Source organism: Candidatus Rhodobacter oscarellae (genome assembly GCF_001078595.1).
Taxonomy (GTDB): Bacteria; Pseudomonadota; Alphaproteobacteria; order Rhodobacterales; family Rhodobacteraceae; genus Rhodobacter_B; species Rhodobacter_B oscarellae.
Genome location: NZ_LFTY01000002.1, coordinates 1,757,965 through 1,774,537, shown reverse-complemented (window position 1 = coordinate 1,774,537; position 16,573 = coordinate 1,757,965). Strand labels below are relative to the sequence as shown.

Genomic DNA, 16,573 nt, shown 5'->3' with positions numbered 1-16,573 from the left:
TTTGGAGTTCTAGCGCCCTCATTTCGGGTGTGTTCAAGACGCTCGAGAAAGGCCGGTTTCAGCACCGTCCGACGTAGAGAAAGGTGCCCAGTTTCCCAGAACTTCCAAGGGTCTGCGGAGAATGTGAGGGCCGGTTCTCGTCTTTCGCCGAACGATCTTGGATTTGGCATTTGCGCTTGCACTTTTCGTCCATTCCGTCCTTGTCTCGTTCCAGTTCGGCCGTCTTGCCTTCATAGGTCGCGATGATGGTCGCGTTGGATGCGGAGAGGATGCGACCCAAGACCACACCGATTATCTTTTTGGTTTACGCCAGTTGGCGCTTTGCAGAGCGCAGATGAAGGCACAGAGATTATACCACGTCCTCGGACGTCAATTTTGCGGGTTTGCTTTCGCTTTTGTCACGCGTCTGTCATGACTTCGACGTAACTAGAATTCATTCGGATGAATCGAGCATGACCAAGAACACCTGGACACAGATCAAGGATCAACTCACCACCGATATCCGCTCGGGGCGGCTGTCGGCGGGGGACCAATTGCCAACGGAGCCGCAACTGGTCGCCCGTTTCGGCGTGGGTCGCCACTCGGTCCGCAAGGCGCTTGAAGCCCTGGCGCGCGAGGGAAAGCTTAGCATCGAGCAGGGCCGCGGGACCTTTGTGAACGCCACGCCGCGCCTGACCTATCAGATCGGCAAGCGCACACGGCTTAGGCGCAACCTGATCCCGCAAGGGGTCACCGTTTCAAGCCAACTGCTCGACGCAGGCCGCATCCATGCGCCGGAGAACGTATCGCAATCCTTGCATTTGGACCCCGGCGCTTTGGTCGTCCATAGCCAGCGCATCACCTCGGCCAATGATGTGCCGGTGGCCTTTGGGTCATCCTATTATTGCGCGGCGCGGTTCCCGGATTTCGTCGAGCGCCGCGACACGTTAGGGTCGACCACAGAGGCGATACGCAGCTACGGGATAGCGGATTACTTCCGCAAGAGCACTTCAATGCATTCCCGAACCGCAAGCGCAGAAGAGGCCCGCACGTTGCGGCAACATCCTGATGTCCCGGTGATTGTCGTGCATGCGGTTGATGCCAGTCCGGACGGTACGCCGCTCTCGTGCAGCCGCGTAATCTGGTCGGCCGCGCGCGTGACCTTCACAATGGAGCATTCAGATGACTGACGCGCTTAGCACTTTGGCGCGCGCGGACGCGGCGCGGCTGAAGAGCTTTGCAGAGACCTTAGTGCCGGAATTCGCAGAGATTGAGGTGCTACAATCCCGCAGCGGCCTGGTGATGCTGCCCATCCGGGACACGGCCAAGGGTGTGGCCTTTCATCTTGGCGAGGTCTTGATGAGCGAGGCGCATATCCGGTCGGGCGACGCCCAGGGGTATGGCATGCGAAAGGGCCACGATCTAGAGGCGTCGATGGCCATGGCCCTGGTGGATCTCGCGTTGACCCAAGGCATCGCGGCAGAGCGATGCCAGGCGTTCTGCGAAAACGAGGCCGCCGCGCTTTCGCAGCGGGACATCGAGACCTTGCGCCGCGTCGAAGCGACCCGCGTGGATATGGAGACCTTCTAGATGTTGGCGGCCCCAGAACCCAGCCCAGACCCAAGCCTTTCCGAGACCGACGCCAACCAGACATTTGACGCGCTGATATGGGCGCTCAGCCGTCCTGGAATTCCGCGCGGACTTCCGGCTGCGGGCGAGGCGCGGATCATCCGGGCGCTCTTGGATCGCGAATGCCGCGCGTATTCTGCGGATCCCCTAATTCTGCCAGAGATCATGCGGACGGGCGCTCAGATTGCCGAAATCGACGCCGCCGACCACGTCTTCCTCGGGGCCCTGCAGGATCTCGCGCCGCTTGATCGCATCGCGCTTGGCAGCGACCTCTATCCTGATGACGGCGCGACCGTGGTGCTGCGCGGGCAGATTGGGCAAGGCCCGGGCCTTCGTCTGTCGGGGCCAGGGATCGAGTCCACGCTCACAGTGCAAATCGGCGGGCTGCCATCCGGGTTCTGGCAGAAACGCCGCGCGCTGATCCGCTACCCGATGGGGTTTGAGATCTTCATTCTCGATGGGGCTGCGGTGATTGGCATTCCACGATCCACAGATATCGAGGTGCTCTGATGGCCTATGTCGCAACGCGCGGGGGCGAGCGCGCAATTGAGCAGTCCGAGCGGCTGTTTCGCGAGGCAATGGGCGGGTTCGACAAGGCCCGCGTCACCGAAATCAAGCAGAGCCTGCCTTATTTGATCGACCGCGTGATGGGGGAGGCCTCGCTTTACGACGAGGATCTTGCGGCAATTGCCTTGGCGCAAACCGGCGGCGAGCTTTATGAAGCCGTGCTCTTGCTGCGTGCCTGGCGCACAACCCAGCCGCGCCTGCAGGTGGCAGCACCCGTTGAGCAAGAGCAGCTCTTCACCCATCGTCGCATCTCGGCCGCCTTCAAGGACATCCCCGGCGGCCAGGTGCTTGGCCCGACGCTTGATTATGCGCATCGCATCTTGGCGACGGAGGTGTTGCAGGGCGCAGACTACAAACCCGCGCCGGTCGATCCGGCGGAGGCACCAAGCCCCGCCTATCAACCCAGCGTCAGCACCTGGCAGGCGGAAAACGACCTGTTGGATTTGCCCGACCCGGACGGCACCGAGGGCAATGACATCCCCGACCTCACGCGTGAGCCGCTTTTATTCCCGTCCAAACGCGCCCACACGCTGCAAAGCCTGGCAAGGGCCGAGACGGGCGGCGTGTTGGCGCTCGGATATGCCGCGATGCGCGGCTATGGCCAGGCGCACCCCACGGTGAACGAGCTGCGCTTGGCCGAGGCAGAGATCGAAGTGACGCACCCAGATGGGCGCAGCTTCAGCGCTGGGCGGGTCAAGGTGAGCCAAGCCGAGGTGGTCGACAAGAAGGGCGAGAAGCTCGGCATCGGTTACGCCGCGACCTTCGGCTGGAACGAGGTGAAATGCATCGCCGCCGCAACGCTCGACCTCAACAGCCCCGGCGCCGACAAAGGCGCGCCCACCGAGGAGGAATTCTTTCTTTACCACACCGAAGGCGTCGAAAGCTCGGGCTTCTGCATCCATTTCAAGCTGCCGCATTACGTAACATTCCAATCCTCGCTGGACGCCATGCGCGATGCCAAGGCCAAGAAGGCGGCCGCGAACATTGCCAAGGAACCCGCGGAATGAAACTGGCCGATCTCACCAAGCCTTGGGAGGCGCTGAGCTATGGCTTCCTGGACGCCTCCGCCAAGCGCGAGATGCGCCGCAAGATGCTCAAATCCATCGCGGTGCCCGGCTGCCAGATGCCCTATGCCAGCCGCGAGGTGCCCATGGCCCGGGGCTGGGGGACCGGCGGTTTGCAGGTCTCTTTGACCCTGGTGAACCCGCGGACCCGCGTGAAGGTGATCGACCAGGGTGCAGACGACAGCGTCAACGCCGCCTCGATCCGCCGCTTCATCGCGCGCGTGGCAGGAACGCCGACCACGATGGATACGCTTGAAGCGGGTCTGATCCAGTCGCGCCACCGCGTGCCAGAGGAGATCCTGCGCGACGATCAGGTGCTTGTCTTGCAGGTGCCCAACCCCGAACCCCTGCGTTCGGTCCAGCCCAACATGTCGATCGCCCGGCAGATGCATGCGGATGCGGATTACGGGCGGATGTGGTTGCAGCTTTACGAGCAGATCGTGCGCTCAGGCCGGGTGATGCAGGGTGCCAGCTACCCCAGCCTGGTGCACGGCCGTCACGTGATGACCCCGTCGCCGATCCCGCGCTGGGACGTGCCAAAGCAGCATATGGCCAGGCATCTGACGATCCTATCCGCGGGCCGCGAAAAGCGCATCTTCGCCGTGCCGCCCTTTACCCGCGTCGAACCGCTTGTGTTCAGCGACGTGCCCTACAAGGTCGAGGATCACGGCGACCTGACCTGCACCCGATCCGGCACGCGCGGCTATTTCATGAACGAGATCCCGCAGAATGACGGGACATCGGCCTACGAGGTCTCTGACAGCGAATGGGGCGTGAAGACGATCCGCGCCGCTGAGGATGGCGGCGAGACCCGCGGCGAGACCTGGTACAAAGACGGGAAAATGTCATGACCTTGGCTTTAGATGCCCCGCGGATAGTCCAGACACGCCCCCTGTTGCAGGTCCAAAGCGTGTCGAAATCCTATAGCGACGTGCACGCCTTGCGCGATGTCTCGGCCATCGCCTATCCGGGTGAAGTTCTGGGGGTCGTGGGCGAAAGTGGCTCTGGCAAGTCGACGCTGTTGCGCATGATGAATCTCGAAGAGACGCCGGACACGGGCAGCTACACGCTGGATCTGCCAGATGTGGCCGGGAACCTCTTTGAGCTGGATCGGTTCGCGCGGCGGATGCTCTGCGCCACGCGCATCGGCATCGTCTACCAGAACCCGCATCTGGGCCTTTTGATGAAGCACTCCTCCTCCGGCAACGTGGCCGAGCGGCTATTGGTGGCGGGCGAGCGCAGCTTTGCCGTGCTGCGTGAAAAGGCAACCACCGCGCTCGAGGCCAGCGAGTTCCCACTTGAGCGCCTCGACGCGCCACCGATTGAGCTTTCGGGCGGCATGCAGCAACGGGTGCAGCTGGCCAAGGCCATCGCCTTAGAGCCCGCGCTACTTTTGCTGGATGAGCCCACCACCGGGCTGGATGTTAGCGTGCAGGCCCTTGTGCTCGACACATTGAAGCGCCTGCAGCAGGACCGCCAAATCACAATGGTAATCGTCAGCCATGATCTGGGTGTCATACGCACGTTGGCTGATCGTGTGATGGTGATGCGGCGCGGCGCGGTGGTCGAGGCCGGGCTGGCGGACCAAATCTTTCAAGACCCGCAACACGCATATACGCAGCAATTGGTGCACGCAAAGCTATGACCGATATGTCAACCGATGCGATGGATGCGACGGCGCCGGAAACTTTGAAAGTTTCCGGCCCGATTTCTTTTAAAGAAATCGGCGCGTCGGAGCCGTGGGTGCGCGGTCGAGTCACAAGAGGGCGCTGAATGCCGACAGTTCTTGACGTCAACGGCCTGTCCAAAGGCTTCACGCTGCATCACCTTGCCAAGGAAATCGCCGCCTTTGACGAGATTTCCTTCAGCGTGGCCGCTGGCGAGTTCCTGCTTCTTAAGGGCGCAAACGGGGCGGGCAAATCCACGCTTCTACGCACGCTTTATCGCAGCTATCTGCCGCAGGCGGGTGTCATCCGGTTTCATTCCGACCATGGCCCGATTGACCTGGCCCGCGCGGCGGATGTGGACATCGCGCATCTGCGGCGCACCGAGATCGGCTTTGTCACGCAGTTCCTGACAGCGCGGCCCAGGGTCAGTGCCGAGGCGCTGGTGGCCGAGCCGCTGCGCCTGGCCGGTGTCGCAACCCCAGAGGCCCTGGACCGTGCCCGCGCTGCGCTGGAAACCTTCGGCGTCAAGCCCGAGCTTTGGCCCGCCTATCCCACGACTTTTTCGGGCGGCGAGCAGCAGAAGGTCAACCTCGCCCGTACATTGATTTTGCCGCAGAAGCTGCTACTGCTGGACGAGCCGACCGCCTCGTTGGACGCCAACGCCCGCGCCGCCCTGGTTGCAAGGCTCGCTGAACTCAAGGCGCACGGCACCGCGGTGATCGGCGTGTTCCACCACCCCGATGACGTGCTTCACCTGATCGACCGCGTCGTTGATCTGACCCCTAACGCGATACGGGAAGAGGTAAGAGACGATGTGGCTTTCTGATATGAGGCTGGTCCTGGCGGACCGCGTCGTCGAGAATGGCTGCCTGCGGATCGAGGGCGGCATGATCGCCGAGATTGTCGAACAGCCCGGCGCCGGGTCAGGTCACACGATCTATCCGGGCTTCATCGACATGCATGGCGACATGATCGAACACGAGCTAGAGCCGCGCCCCGGCGTGGACTTTCCGATGGGGGTCGCGGTCGCGCATCTGGACGCGCGGCTTGCCGCTTCGGGTGTGACGACGGCCTATGCGGGCGTATCCTTCTCGCGCACGGCCAACAAGGGCGAGCGCCGCTCGTTCGAGCACACAACCGGCATCATCCAGGCGCTGAAAACCACGATCCAAGATACCCGCGTCGATCACCGCATCCATGCGCGTTTTGATGTGACCTATACGGATGCCATTGCCGCGTTAGAGGGGCTCTTGGATGCAGGCGCCGTGGACCTTGTGTCGGTGATGGACCACACGCCGGGCCAAGGCCAGTATCGCAATGTCGAGAAGTTCATTGCCTACCGGATGCGCACCGGTTCAATGTCAGAGGAACAAGCGCGCGCGCAGGTCCAGGTCCGCATCGATACCGCGGTCCCCGCAGAGCAGCTGCTGCGCAACCTGCAAGAGGTTTCGCGGCTGTGCGGTTCGCGGGCGGTTGCCATGGCCAGCCATGACGACGACACGGTCGAGAAAACAAACCTGATGGCGGACATTGGCGCGGTCATCAGCGAGTTCCCCGTCACCATGGAGGCCGCCAAGACCGCCGTTGATCGCGGGCTCATGATCGCGATGGGCGCGCCGAATGCGATGCGCGGGCAAAGCTATTCGGGGAACCTCTCGGCACGGGAGGCCCATGCCGCAGGTCTCTTGCACATCCTAGCCGCCGATTATCACCCCGCGGCGATCTTGCCCGCGATCCATGCCTTGGCCGCGCAGGACCCGGACGGGCTGGTTGGCGCGACCCGTCTTGCCAGCGCGAACCCGGCCAAAGCCCTGGGGCTCACCGATCGGGGAGAGATCGCCATTGGGAAGCGTGCCGATCTCGCCATCGTGGACGCCGAGAACCGTGTGGCCAAGGTTTTGCTACGCGGTGAAGTGATCCACTCCAATGGCACTGTCCGGCATGTGACAGCAGCGGCCGAAAAGGCGGCTTAAGTTCTTTAAACTGTCACATATTGGTTAGCCCCCATTCACACGACTCGCCCAGAGTTACGACAAGAATTCATTCGAATGAATTTCCTGGGGGTCGTATATGTCTGCTTCTCTTACCTTGGCGAGCGTCTCTAAGCTTTTTGACGAGACCTGCGCCGTCGACAATGTCAGCCTGGAGATTTCCCCAGGCCAGTTCGTGGGCGTCATAGGGCGCTCGGGGGCCGGAAAATCCACTATGCTGCGGCTTGTGAACCGCCTGATCGACCCAACCGAGGGGGCGATCTCGTTTGGCGGCACAGAGATCACCGCGCTTCGGGGCAAGGCTCTGCGGGAATGGCGGCGCGACTGCGCCATGATCTTCCAGCAGTTCAACCTGGTGGACCGGCTGGACGTGCTGACCAATGTGTTGATCGGCAGGCTCGCCGAGCATGGGTTCCTGTCCTCGATGGCGATGCAGTTCACCGATGCAGAGCGCACGATGGCGCTGCAGGCGCTGGACCGGTTAGGCCTGGTGCCGCAGGCGCTGCAGCGCGCGGGCACCCTGTCCGGCGGTCAGCAGCAGAGGGTGGCCATCGCTAAGGCCCTGGTGCAGCGGCCGAAAATCATGCTTGCGGACGAACCGATTGCCTCGCTCGACCCGGCCAACGCCACGCTGGTGATGGACGGCCTACGGCAGATCAACAGAGAGGACGGGCTGACCGTTCTGGTGAACCTGCACACGCTGGATACCGCGCGCGCCTATTGCGACCGGATCATCGCGATGCGCGCCGGGCGCATCTTCTTCGATGGCACCGCGGCGCAGCTTACCGATGACGTGGTGCGCGACATCTACGGCACCCAGGGCCTGCGCGAGTTCAACGAGGCCGTGACCTCCACACAAGGCAGCATCGCCGTTCCCGCCCAATAGATTTCAATCGCCAATCCAACCTCAAGGGAGAGACCCCATGAAATTTCTGGCAACTACCGCAATAGCAGCGCTTATGGCGACGGCCTCCGTCGCTGCGGACTGGAAAGAGGACTATCAGGTCATCAAGTTCGGCATACTGTCGGGCGAGAACGAACAGGACCGCATCAAACGCTGGACACCGTTCATCGAGTATCTGGAGCGCGAACTGGGCGTTGACGTCGAGGTCTTCACCGCCGGCAGCTATGATGGCGTGATCCAGGCAATGGCAGCCGATCAGATCGAGTTTTCTCGTTTGGGGTCTTCCTCCTATGCGGCGGCCTACACCGCAACGGATGGTGGCGTGATGCCGTTTCTGACGCCAAAGAAAGCCGATGGTACGACCGGCTATTACTCTGTGGTCACGGTGCGCTGCGACTCTGGTTACGAGTCGCTGGACGACCTAGAAGGCAAAGTCCTTGCCTTTGCCGACCCCGATTCGACGTCCGGGTATGCTGTGCCCTTTTTCAACATTGCCCAATCGTATGACATGAAGACCTTTTTCTCCGACACGCCCTTTTCCGGCAGCCATGAGGCCGGGGTGGCCGGTGTTGTGCAAGGCACATTTGACGCAGCGGCAACGTGGCAGAACAACGAAGTCGACGGACGCTGGCAGCGAATGATCCAAAAAGGCATGATCGACGAAGGCCAGATTTGCGTGATCTGGGAAAGCCCCGAGATCACCACCGGGCCGTTTACCGCCCGTGCCAACCTGCCTGCTGAATTGATCGAAGCGGTGGCCTCGGCCATAGAGGAGATGCCCGAGAAAGATCAAAGTGCCTTCCGCCTGTTGCAAAACTGGACGGACGACAATCCGAACAACGTAGTCAGCTATGAGCGCGTCGACCACGACCGCTATCAGTGGATCGTTGACATGCGCGCCTGGCTCAAGCGCGAGCGTCGCTCCAACTCCTAAGCGCGCGGCAACCGTAGGATGGGGTTCAACCCCATCCTACCCCCCCAAACGACACGGGACATCCCCAATGACCGCCATCGGAGAACCGACAGTTACGCCGCTGCGCCCGCTGGACCAGTTCGAGCTGGACTATGCCGGGCTCCGCCGACGCACCAAGACGATGTGGCTGGTCGCGTCCCTCATTTTCCTCGCTGCGTTCACCTTCTCGGCCTGGCTTGGCGACTTCTTCAAGGTGACGCAGTTCACGCTCCAGGACGGCTCGCGAGAGTGGCGCTGGATCCTCCCGGCGGGCCTGCCGCGGCTGGGCGAGTTCATCGAAAAGACATTCCCCGTGCTGCGCTGGGAGAGCTTGGGCGCCGATCTGGCCGAGTGGTTCTGGCGCTGGCGGGTCTGGGCGAACCTGCTCATCGAGACGATCCTGATCGCCTTCATGGCAACCGCGCTGGGCGTCTTTGGCGGGTTCATGCTGTCATTTCCCGCGGCGCGCAACCTGGCCCCAAACAAATGGGTTCTGTGGATCAGCCGCCGCTACCTGGAGATCGCGCGGACGGTGCCAGAGCTGGTCTGGGCGTTGATCTTTGTCTTCTGCTTCTCGGTCGGGCCGATGGCCGGGGTGCTGGCCATCGGGCTGCACGCCACCGGCGCCCTGGGCAAGCTTTACTCCGAGGTGAACGAGAACATAGACATGCGCCCCCTGGAGGGCGTCAAGGCCGCCGGCGGCACCTGGTTTGATCAGATCCGTTATGGCGCGGTGCCGCAGGTGATGCCCAACATCATCAGCTACACGCTCTTGCGGTTCGAGATCAACGTCCGCGCGTCGACGATCATCGGCTATGTGGGCGCGGGCGGTCTGGGCCAGGAATTCCGCGAGGCACTGTCTTTGCAGGAATACACCGACCTCTCGGCGCTCTTCATCATCATCTTCGTTACCGTGATGGTGATCGACTACGGCAGCGAGAAGCTGCGTCACCGCGTTATCGGAATGGAGAAAGGGCCTGCAGCATGACCCCATCCCAAGACCAAATAGACGCTGCAATGGGTGCACATCCGCTGGTGTTCCGCGACCCACCCTTGGTGCGCGCGCGCAAAATCGCGCTTTGGGTCGGGTTCTTTGGGCTCTTCGCTTGGTGTCTCTATGACTTCAACTTTTCGCCCGAACGCATTTGGGTTGGGCTGGGCCGGTTGGGCCGCGTGATGTCCTTCATGTTCCCGCCCTACCTCTGGCAGACCTGGGCGGAGTGGCTAGAGATCCTCACGGCGCTGGGCGAGACCATCGCGATGGCGTTTATGGGCACACTTCTGGGGGCGATCGTGGCCTTTCCGCTCAGCTTCCTGGGGGCCAAGAACATCAACCGCATCTTCTGGCTGCGCCAGGGCACGCGGCGCGGCTATGACGTGATCCGGGCGTTTGAGACGCTGATCCTGGCGCTGATCTTCATTCGGGCCTTTGGGTTGGGCCCGCTGCCGGGCATCCTGGCCATCGCGGTCTCTGAGATCGGCACGTTCTCCAAGCTCTTCTCGGAGGCATTAGAGAACACCTCAAGGAAACCCGTCGAGGGCGTGGTGGCCTCTGGCGGATCGCGGGCGCAGTCCATCCGCTACGCCATCATGCCGCAGGTGCTGCCCGTGCATCTGTCGGTCCTGCTTTACAACTTCGAATCCAATGTGCGCTCGGGCACGATCCTGGGGATCGTCGGGGCGGGCGGCATCGGGTTCCTGCTCAGCGACCGGATCAGCACATACCATTGGGACCAGGCCTGGACGATGATCTTTATGATCATCGCGATGGTCTATCTGATCGACTATCTATCGGGCCTGATCCGCACGAAACTGATTGGCACGGCGGATCTGGCGAAATGAGTGGCGCTGGATCCAAGCATCACTTGAGCGAAGCCCCCACGATCCACGAAAACGCCATCGTCAGTGACTTCGAGCTGGGAATGTGGACCGAGGTCGGCAAGGGAACCATATTAAAGGCGGGCTCGATGGGGGATTGGTCCTACATCACGCGGGACTGCCATGTAGTATGGACGAGCATTGGCAAGATGTGCTCGATTGCGAATGCGACGCGGATCAACCCGGGCAACCACCCGACCTGGCGGGCGGTGCAGCATCACAGCGTGTACCGGGCCGAGGCCTATGGGCTGGGCGAGGACGACCAGGACTTCTTTGAATGGCGCAAGGCGGATTGGGTCACCATCGGGCATGACGTCTGGATCGGCCATGGCGTGACGGTGACCGCCGGTGTGAGCATCGGCACCGGCGCGGTGATCGGCGCCGGCGCAGTGGCGACCCGCGACGTGGCCCCCTACACGGTGGTCGGCGGCGTGCCCGCGCGCGTCATCAAGCGCCGCTTCACGCCCGTGCAGGCTGACGCGCTGCAACAGATCGCCGTCTGGGACTGGCCGCGCGAAAAATATAAGGCCGCCCTGCCGGATATCCGTGCGCTGGAGATTGAAGCGTTTATAGAGAAGTATGGTTGAAACACCGGGATACATAATCTGCACGTCTCCCCGTTCCGGCAGCACGCTCCTGTGCCGGATGTTGGCAGAGTGCGGCGCGGGCGATCCGGAATCGCTATTCTATGCGCGCGACATGGCCGGATGGGCCAAGGGGCTGGATGTCCCGCGCCAAGACGACCAAACCCGTTGGATGGAGGCAATCTGTGCGGCCGCGGTCGCAAAGGGGCGCGGTGATACGCCGGTCTTTGGCTTGCGCCAACAGGCCAGCAGCTTTCCCGCTCTCTGCGGCGCCCTGGGGGAGACATACCCCGATGAAGCAATTGACCTGACGCGTTTGACGCGCGCACTCGGGCCACTCAAATTCGTCTATCTGCGGCGCGATGACAAACTGCGCCAAGCGGTCTCGCTGTGCCGTGCCATGTCCTCGGGTGTTTGGCACGTGAACCACGATGGCTCGGATTATGAGCGCCTGCCGCCGAGCGATCCAAACGCTTTGAACGTGGATGAGATCACCATGCAGGTGCAGATTCTGCAGGGCTATGATGCGGCCTGGAACAACTGGTTTGCGGGCCAGGGCATCACGCCGCTGATCTTGCACTACGAGACCCTCGCGGAGGATCCAATCGCGACTTTGACGCAAGTTTTGGATTTTCTAGGAATGCCGGCCAGCGCCTCCAAGCGGGTGACGCCGCCGCTAAAAAAGCTCTCTGATGAGGCGACCGAGGCGTGGGTGACTCGGATGCAAACAGCTCAGATACGCAGCTAAGTCACGCGGGTTGCGTCACCACACCAATCCAAACGATTGCAGATACATGAAGCCCGCCGGGATGTCGGATTTGCGGCGCAACTCCAGCACCAGATGAGGCTCGGAATTGCATTCGGCCCCGCGCGCGGAACACTTCCGGCCAATGGATCTCGCCCCCTCCCGGCGCCGATCTTAAGAGCTGTCATGGCGGGATATCCTTTAAGCGGCTGAAGGCAGGGCGGCGTAGGCGCAGCGCCCCGCCGAATAGGTGGCTCTGACGGCGGGCGCGTGCCCGTCTGGCCAATCCACCAGCACCAGATCAGCGCGTTTGCCGACCGCGATGTCGCCGCGATCCGTCAGGCGCATGGCCTTTGCTGGGCCAGAGGACACCTGCGACCAAAGCGCCAGGCGATCAGCGCGCCTCTCTCGGTCGAGTCGGTCCACTGCCGCCAGCATCGCGGGGTAGTAGTAATCCGAGGCCAACGCGTCACAGAGCCCGGCCTCGACCATATCCGCCGCCCCCAACGATCCGATATGGCTGCCCCCGCGCACCGCGTTGGGCGAACCAAAGATGATCATATCGCCCGCCTTGCGGGCTTGCTCCACCGGGCCCATGGTCATCGGGAATTCCGAGGTGGTGGCGCCAATCTCGTGATAGAAACGCCGGGTTTCGGCCTGGGTGTCGTCATGGCTGAGCATCGGGATGCCCCTTTGCCGCGCCTTGCCTGCGACGCGCTTCAGGGTTTCGAGCACCTCCGGCCTTCGGTCCCAGACCTTGTGCACCAACGCCTTGTGGTCGTCATAGTCGAGCCCAGAACGTTCCGTGTGCTTGCGATAGCGCTTCTCAAAAAGGGCGGCGTCCGCCAGGTCCATCGCCGCAAATCCCGGGTTGTGCTCGAACAGTCGGTCTTGCATGACGGTATCGGCGCTGCGCATCGCCATGCTCAGATGGTCGTTGAAGGCCAAGGACGGTTTCAGCGGCGCGTCCATCGCCCAGTCAAGCAGGTCCAAGGCTTCAAAGGCGAAGGTCTCCCAGCGCAGCTGAATGCGGTTCTCTACCGTCAAGCGCGGCGCAAGATCCTGGATCGCCTGCATCATCACCCGGGCCCGCTCGACCGAGCGCAGGCCGGGTTCATAGCTCAACGTGATCGAATGATAGGTTGTGGCGATGCCGTTCGCGGCCAATTGCCGGTCGGTCTCTAGAACGGCGGTCTCTATGGGGAAGAACACGCCCGGACGCGGCATGACCTGGCGCTCGAACGCGTCGCCATGCACATCGATCAGGGCCGGGGCCAGGATCAGCCCACGACCGTCTATCGTGTCGCCCTGCGTGGGCCCGCCAATCTCGGCGATGCGCCCTTCAGAGACGGTCACACTCGTCTCGGCGATCTCGCCCGGCAAATAGACGGTCGCGCCGGTAAAAGTCTGGGTCGTCATGTTTCAGACACGCTCCAATATCAGGTGCCAATGGCCGTCGCGGTCCGGGTCCAGCACCTCGTCCTCAAGGAGCATGACTTCGAAACCCGCAAACAGCCGCACAATATCCGCCGCACGGCAGAAGTGATGCGGGTGCCGTTTATCACCGATATCGTCCTCGAACACCCAGGTATTGCGGGAAACCTCGCGCCCGCCGGGCAGCTCTGCCTGGGTCATCGCCAGGCCGCGATGGGTCAGCATCGTGCCTTGATAGCTGCCACCGGGTCGCAACACGCGATGGATCTCGGCGATTGTGCGCGACAGGATCTCTTCGTCCGCGTGATAGATCACGTTGAAGGACAGGACGTGATCAAAGCTTTGGTCGTCAAAGGGCAGCGCGTCCATCTTGGTCAGGCGGGTCTCGACGCGCAGTCCCGCCGCCGCAGCCGCCTGGTCAAGCTCTGCCAACCCATCCGGGGCGGCGTCTATGGCCGCGACCTGGTGGCCCGCGGCGGCGTAATACAAAGCGTGGCGCCCCACTCCGCAGCCCAGGTCAAGGACGCGTCTGTTCGGCGGTAGGCTCCGCGCATAGGCGACGATGCGCGGGTCGGGGGTTTCCCATTTCGCACGCCTTTCCTCATCGGACCATGTGCCGTTCCAGTATTCATGCGCGGTGTCGGTCTTCATCGCTGCTCTCCGATGATCTTGGTGCGGGCCCAGCCCGACAGTTGCTCGATGGCGATGACCACGACGGCGATCATCAGGATCACGGTCATGGCCGTTGGGTAGTCGAAAAGGTCAAAGCCCACCTTCAATTCGATCCCGATGCCCCCCGCGCCGACAAGGCCCAGGATGGTCGAGGACCGCACGGCCTTCTCGGTGGCAAACAGCGAGGTCGAGATAAAGGCGGGCATCGCCGCAGGGATCGTGGCGCAGGCCACCACGTCCAGCTTGCGGGCGCCGGTGGCGGTCAGGCTCTCTGCCGGTCCCTTCTCGGCGGCCTCCATGTCATCGGCAAAGAAGCGGCCGCAGAACCCGATAGTGTCAATGGCAATGGCCAGCATCCCCGCAAAGGGGCCCAGCCCCACAGCCACGACGAACACCAGCGCCCAGGCGATGTCAGGCACGGCGCGGATGAAGCTTAGGACTGTGCGGGTAATCTGGTTCACCCAATGCCCCGCGATCAGGCCGCGCGCGGCCAGAAGGGCGATGGGCACCGACAGGATCACACCGATGACGGCCCCCGCCAGGGCAATCTGCAAGGTCTCCAGCATCTTCCAGCCCAGCCGAACGAGCACCTTCGGCTCTATGTTGGGCGGGAAGGCCCGGTCGAGGAAGTCGGCAAAGCGCGGCGGCGAAGAGATCACCTTGTCGACGGAGAACCCGGCTCCGGCGAAGGACCACAGGATGATCACAACGGCTCCGGCATAGCCCAGGAAGGCCAGGGCCGACGGGCGTTCGTACCGCGCGGGGGGCGATAGATCAGTCATAGAGCCCCCGCAGGTCTTTCACGCTCAGGGTACTGGCCCGCGTGTCCAGCTGCATCGTCCCATCGGCGAGCCCGAGGATGCGGTCGCCGTACTCCAGCGCGTGGTCGATATTGTGAGAGATGAAGATCACGGTGACGCCCTCTTGGCGGGCCAGCGAAAAGAACAGCTCCATCACGTCCTCGCCTGCGGCGGGGTCCAGCGACGCGGTCGGCTCGTCGGCGATCAAGATGTTCGGGCGCCCCACCAAGGCGCGGGCAATCGCCACGCGCTGAGACTGCCCGCCCGACAACCGGTCGGCGCGGCGGCTCGCCAGATGGGCAAGCCCAACCTTCTCCAGGGCGGTTATCGCCGCTTCGCGGGACGTGGCGGGGGCAAAGGATTGGCTCCAATGACGGATGCCGGGATGTTTCCCCAAGAGGCCCTGCACCACATTCGACAGGACCGAGAGGCGCGGAACAAGGTTGTGCTTCTGGCTCACCAGCCCCATCTGGGCGCGCATCGCCCGTAGGGCGGGACTTGTCCCGCCCACCACCTCGGTGCCCAGCACCTGCACCGATCCGGCGTCCGCCTGGATCAGCCCGATAAGGCAGCGCAGCAGGGTGGACTTGCCGGTCCCGTTCGCGCCCACGATGGCGGTGGCCTCGCCGCGCGGCAGGGCGAAGGACACGTCAGCGAAGATCTTCGCGCCGCCAAAGGTCTTGGCCAGGCCCGACACGCGGATATCGGCAGGCAGAACCGAGGCGGATGGCTCCGCCCCGGCGATGACCAGCGTAGGCTTTGCCTGCGCCTGCGCTGTCACATCAGTCACCGATGAAGTTGTCGAACTGGGGATAGCCCGCATTCGAGTACATCGCGCGCACGTAGTCATAGGCGCTGTCCTCGATCTCGACCAGATCCATGCCGCCATATTTGGCGTTCTCTTCATGGGCGGTGATGCCCGCGATGATCGAGGCTTTGTTGTCGATGATCGCAGCCTGCACCATCTCGGCGGCCTCGGCCGGCACATGCGCGCCCACCATGATCATGTCGTTGGGCAGATCGCCCGAGCGGGCCAGGATCTTGAAGAAGCCGTAGGGCAGGGCGGTCTCTTTGTTGCGCACCCGCAGCCAAGAGGTGGCGTTGGAGCCCAGGGCATGCACATCGCCGTTCTTAAGCGCCTCATGGGCGATGTTGCGGCTGGTATGGGTCTTCTCGATGTCGTTGACCGGGTCCAGGCCGTAATCGGCCAGGACCTGCATCGGGCAGAGCATGTTCGACGTCGACCCGATATCGCCAAAGGCCACTTTCTTTCCCTTGAGGTCGGCCACGGTGTTGATGCCGCTATCAGCGCGCACAACGATGGCGCAGTGATAGTCGGGGCGCCCAAGGCCCACAATCGGCGTGGCCTGGGTCAGCTTGTTGATCACAACATACTCGGCCGGGCCGGAGACAACGAAATCAACGGTCTTGCCGCGCAGGGCCTCTGCGGCGGCGGTCCGTGAATTGACGGCGAAGAACTCAAAGCTCTCGCCGGTTGCCGCCTCCAGAGCCTCTTTGAAGGGCCCCCACTCAAGTTGCAGGCGCTCCATGCCCTCAACGTCGGTCACGGCGAGCCTCCAGGTTTCGGCCTGCGAGGCGGCGGCGGAAAGCAATACCGCAGCGGCGGCGATGATCGAACGGAACTTCATGGTATTCTCCCTCATTGAAATTCATCCGAATGATTGGGAGGCGTCTGTGACGTGCGCG

Annotated in this window: 19 protein-coding genes; 14 read left to right on the top strand and 5 right to left on the bottom strand. The window is 62.7% G+C overall.

Annotation, left to right across the window (positions count from 1 at the left end; all coding sequences use genetic code 11):
* The first annotated feature begins 452 nt into the window (after window positions 1-452).
* From phnF to AIOL_RS13380, 14 genes are all read left to right on the top strand, one after another.
* Window positions 453-1,169 carry a phosphonate metabolism transcriptional regulator PhnF gene (gene phnF / locus AIOL_RS13445; protein ID WP_049643453.1) on the top strand — a complete coding sequence of 239 codons (717 nt, stop codon included), beginning with the start codon at window positions 453-455 and terminating at the stop codon, window positions 1,167-1,169.
* On the top strand, window positions 1,162-1,569 hold the full coding sequence (locus AIOL_RS13440) for a phosphonate C-P lyase system protein PhnG (protein ID WP_049643452.1): 408 nt from the start codon (window positions 1,162-1,164) through the stop codon (window positions 1,567-1,569). The genes phnF and AIOL_RS13440 overlap by 8 nt, the downstream gene beginning before the upstream one ends.
* Window positions 1,570-2,118 (top strand): phosphonate C-P lyase system protein PhnH, encoded by a 549-nt coding sequence (gene phnH, locus AIOL_RS13435; RefSeq protein WP_049643451.1) that lies wholly within the window; start codon window positions 1,570-1,572, stop codon window positions 2,116-2,118. It begins immediately after the preceding gene.
* Window positions 2,118-3,182, top strand: a complete 1,065-nt coding sequence (locus AIOL_RS13430) for a carbon-phosphorus lyase complex subunit PhnI (protein WP_049643450.1) — start codon at window positions 2,118-2,120, stop codon at window positions 3,180-3,182. The genes phnH and AIOL_RS13430 overlap by 1 nt, the downstream gene beginning before the upstream one ends.
* Window positions 3,179-4,090, top strand: a complete 912-nt coding sequence (locus AIOL_RS13425; RefSeq protein ID WP_049643449.1) for an alpha-D-ribose 1-methylphosphonate 5-phosphate C-P-lyase PhnJ — start codon at window positions 3,179-3,181, stop codon at window positions 4,088-4,090. The genes AIOL_RS13430 and AIOL_RS13425 overlap by 4 nt, the downstream gene beginning before the upstream one ends.
* A 44-nt stretch (window positions 4,091-4,134) precedes the next feature.
* Window positions 4,135-4,884 (top strand): ATP-binding cassette domain-containing protein, encoded by a 750-nt coding sequence (locus AIOL_RS13420; RefSeq protein WP_235439027.1) that lies wholly within the window; start codon window positions 4,135-4,137, stop codon window positions 4,882-4,884.
* A 128-nt stretch (window positions 4,885-5,012) separates the two neighbouring features.
* Window positions 5,013-5,732, top strand: coding sequence for a phosphonate C-P lyase system protein PhnL (locus AIOL_RS13415; RefSeq protein ID WP_049643447.1), 720 nt, complete (start codon window positions 5,013-5,015; stop codon window positions 5,730-5,732).
* A 1-nt stretch (window position 5,733) separates the two neighbouring features.
* The gene (locus tag AIOL_RS13410; protein WP_235439025.1) at window positions 5,734-6,879 is read left to right on the top strand and encodes an alpha-D-ribose 1-methylphosphonate 5-triphosphate diphosphatase; all 1,146 of its coding nucleotides are present in this window, start codon (window positions 5,734-5,736) and stop codon (window positions 6,877-6,879) included.
* Window positions 6,880-6,976: 97 nt separating this feature from the next.
* Entirely contained in the window at window positions 6,977-7,783 is an 807-nt protein-coding gene (gene phnC, locus AIOL_RS13405; RefSeq protein ID WP_049643445.1) for a phosphonate ABC transporter ATP-binding protein, read from the top strand.
* Window positions 7,784-7,820: 37 nt separating this feature from the next.
* Window positions 7,821-8,735, top strand: a complete 915-nt coding sequence (gene phnD, locus AIOL_RS13400) for a phosphonate ABC transporter substrate-binding protein (protein WP_049643444.1) — start codon at window positions 7,821-7,823, stop codon at window positions 8,733-8,735.
* 67 nt (window positions 8,736-8,802) lie between these two features.
* Entirely contained in the window at window positions 8,803-9,741 is a 939-nt protein-coding gene (phnE, locus tag AIOL_RS13395; RefSeq protein WP_049643443.1) for a phosphonate ABC transporter, permease protein PhnE, read from the top strand.
* A gap of 29 nt (window positions 9,742-9,770) precedes the next feature.
* Window positions 9,771-10,595: a phosphonate ABC transporter, permease protein PhnE gene (gene phnE / locus AIOL_RS13390; RefSeq protein WP_235439024.1), complete on the top strand. Its 825-nt coding sequence runs from the start codon at window positions 9,771-9,773 to the stop codon at window positions 10,593-10,595.
* 23 nt (window positions 10,596-10,618) lie between these two features.
* Entirely contained in the window at window positions 10,619-11,218 is a 600-nt protein-coding gene (locus AIOL_RS13385) for a DapH/DapD/GlmU-related protein (protein ID WP_235439022.1), read from the top strand.
* Window positions 11,211-11,963 (top strand): Stf0 family sulfotransferase, encoded by a 753-nt coding sequence (locus tag AIOL_RS13380; protein ID WP_082152583.1) that lies wholly within the window; start codon window positions 11,211-11,213, stop codon window positions 11,961-11,963. Before AIOL_RS13385 ends, AIOL_RS13380 begins: the two co-directional genes overlap by 8 nt.
* Window positions 11,964-12,161: 198 nt before the next feature.
* Here AIOL_RS13380 and AIOL_RS13375 read toward each other — a convergent pair whose 3' ends face one another.
* The 5 genes from AIOL_RS13375 to AIOL_RS13355 are packed head-to-tail and all read right to left on the bottom strand — an operon-like array spanning window position 12,162 to window position 16,515.
* The gene (locus AIOL_RS13375; protein WP_049643439.1) at window positions 12,162-13,379 is read right to left on the bottom strand and encodes an alpha-D-ribose 1-methylphosphonate 5-triphosphate diphosphatase; all 1,218 of its coding nucleotides are present in this window, start codon (window positions 13,377-13,379) and stop codon (window positions 12,162-12,164) included.
* Between the two features lie 3 nt (window positions 13,380-13,382).
* Complete coding sequence (locus tag AIOL_RS13370) at window positions 13,383-14,045, bottom strand: class I SAM-dependent methyltransferase (protein ID WP_049643438.1); 663 nt, start codon at window positions 14,043-14,045, stop codon at window positions 13,383-13,385.
* Window positions 14,042-14,848 (bottom strand): phosphonate ABC transporter, permease protein PhnE, encoded by an 807-nt coding sequence (gene phnE / locus AIOL_RS13365; protein ID WP_049643437.1) that lies wholly within the window; start codon window positions 14,846-14,848, stop codon window positions 14,042-14,044. Before phnE (AIOL_RS13365) ends, AIOL_RS13370 begins: the two co-directional genes overlap by 4 nt.
* Window positions 14,841-15,656, bottom strand: coding sequence for a phosphonate ABC transporter ATP-binding protein (locus AIOL_RS13360; RefSeq protein ID WP_235439021.1), 816 nt, complete (start codon window positions 15,654-15,656; stop codon window positions 14,841-14,843). Before AIOL_RS13360 ends, phnE (AIOL_RS13365) begins: the two co-directional genes overlap by 8 nt.
* Entirely contained in the window at window positions 15,649-16,515 is an 867-nt protein-coding gene (locus AIOL_RS13355) for a PhnD/SsuA/transferrin family substrate-binding protein (RefSeq protein WP_049643436.1), read from the bottom strand. Before AIOL_RS13355 ends, AIOL_RS13360 begins: the two co-directional genes overlap by 8 nt.
* Window positions 16,516-16,573 lie beyond the last annotated feature (58 nt).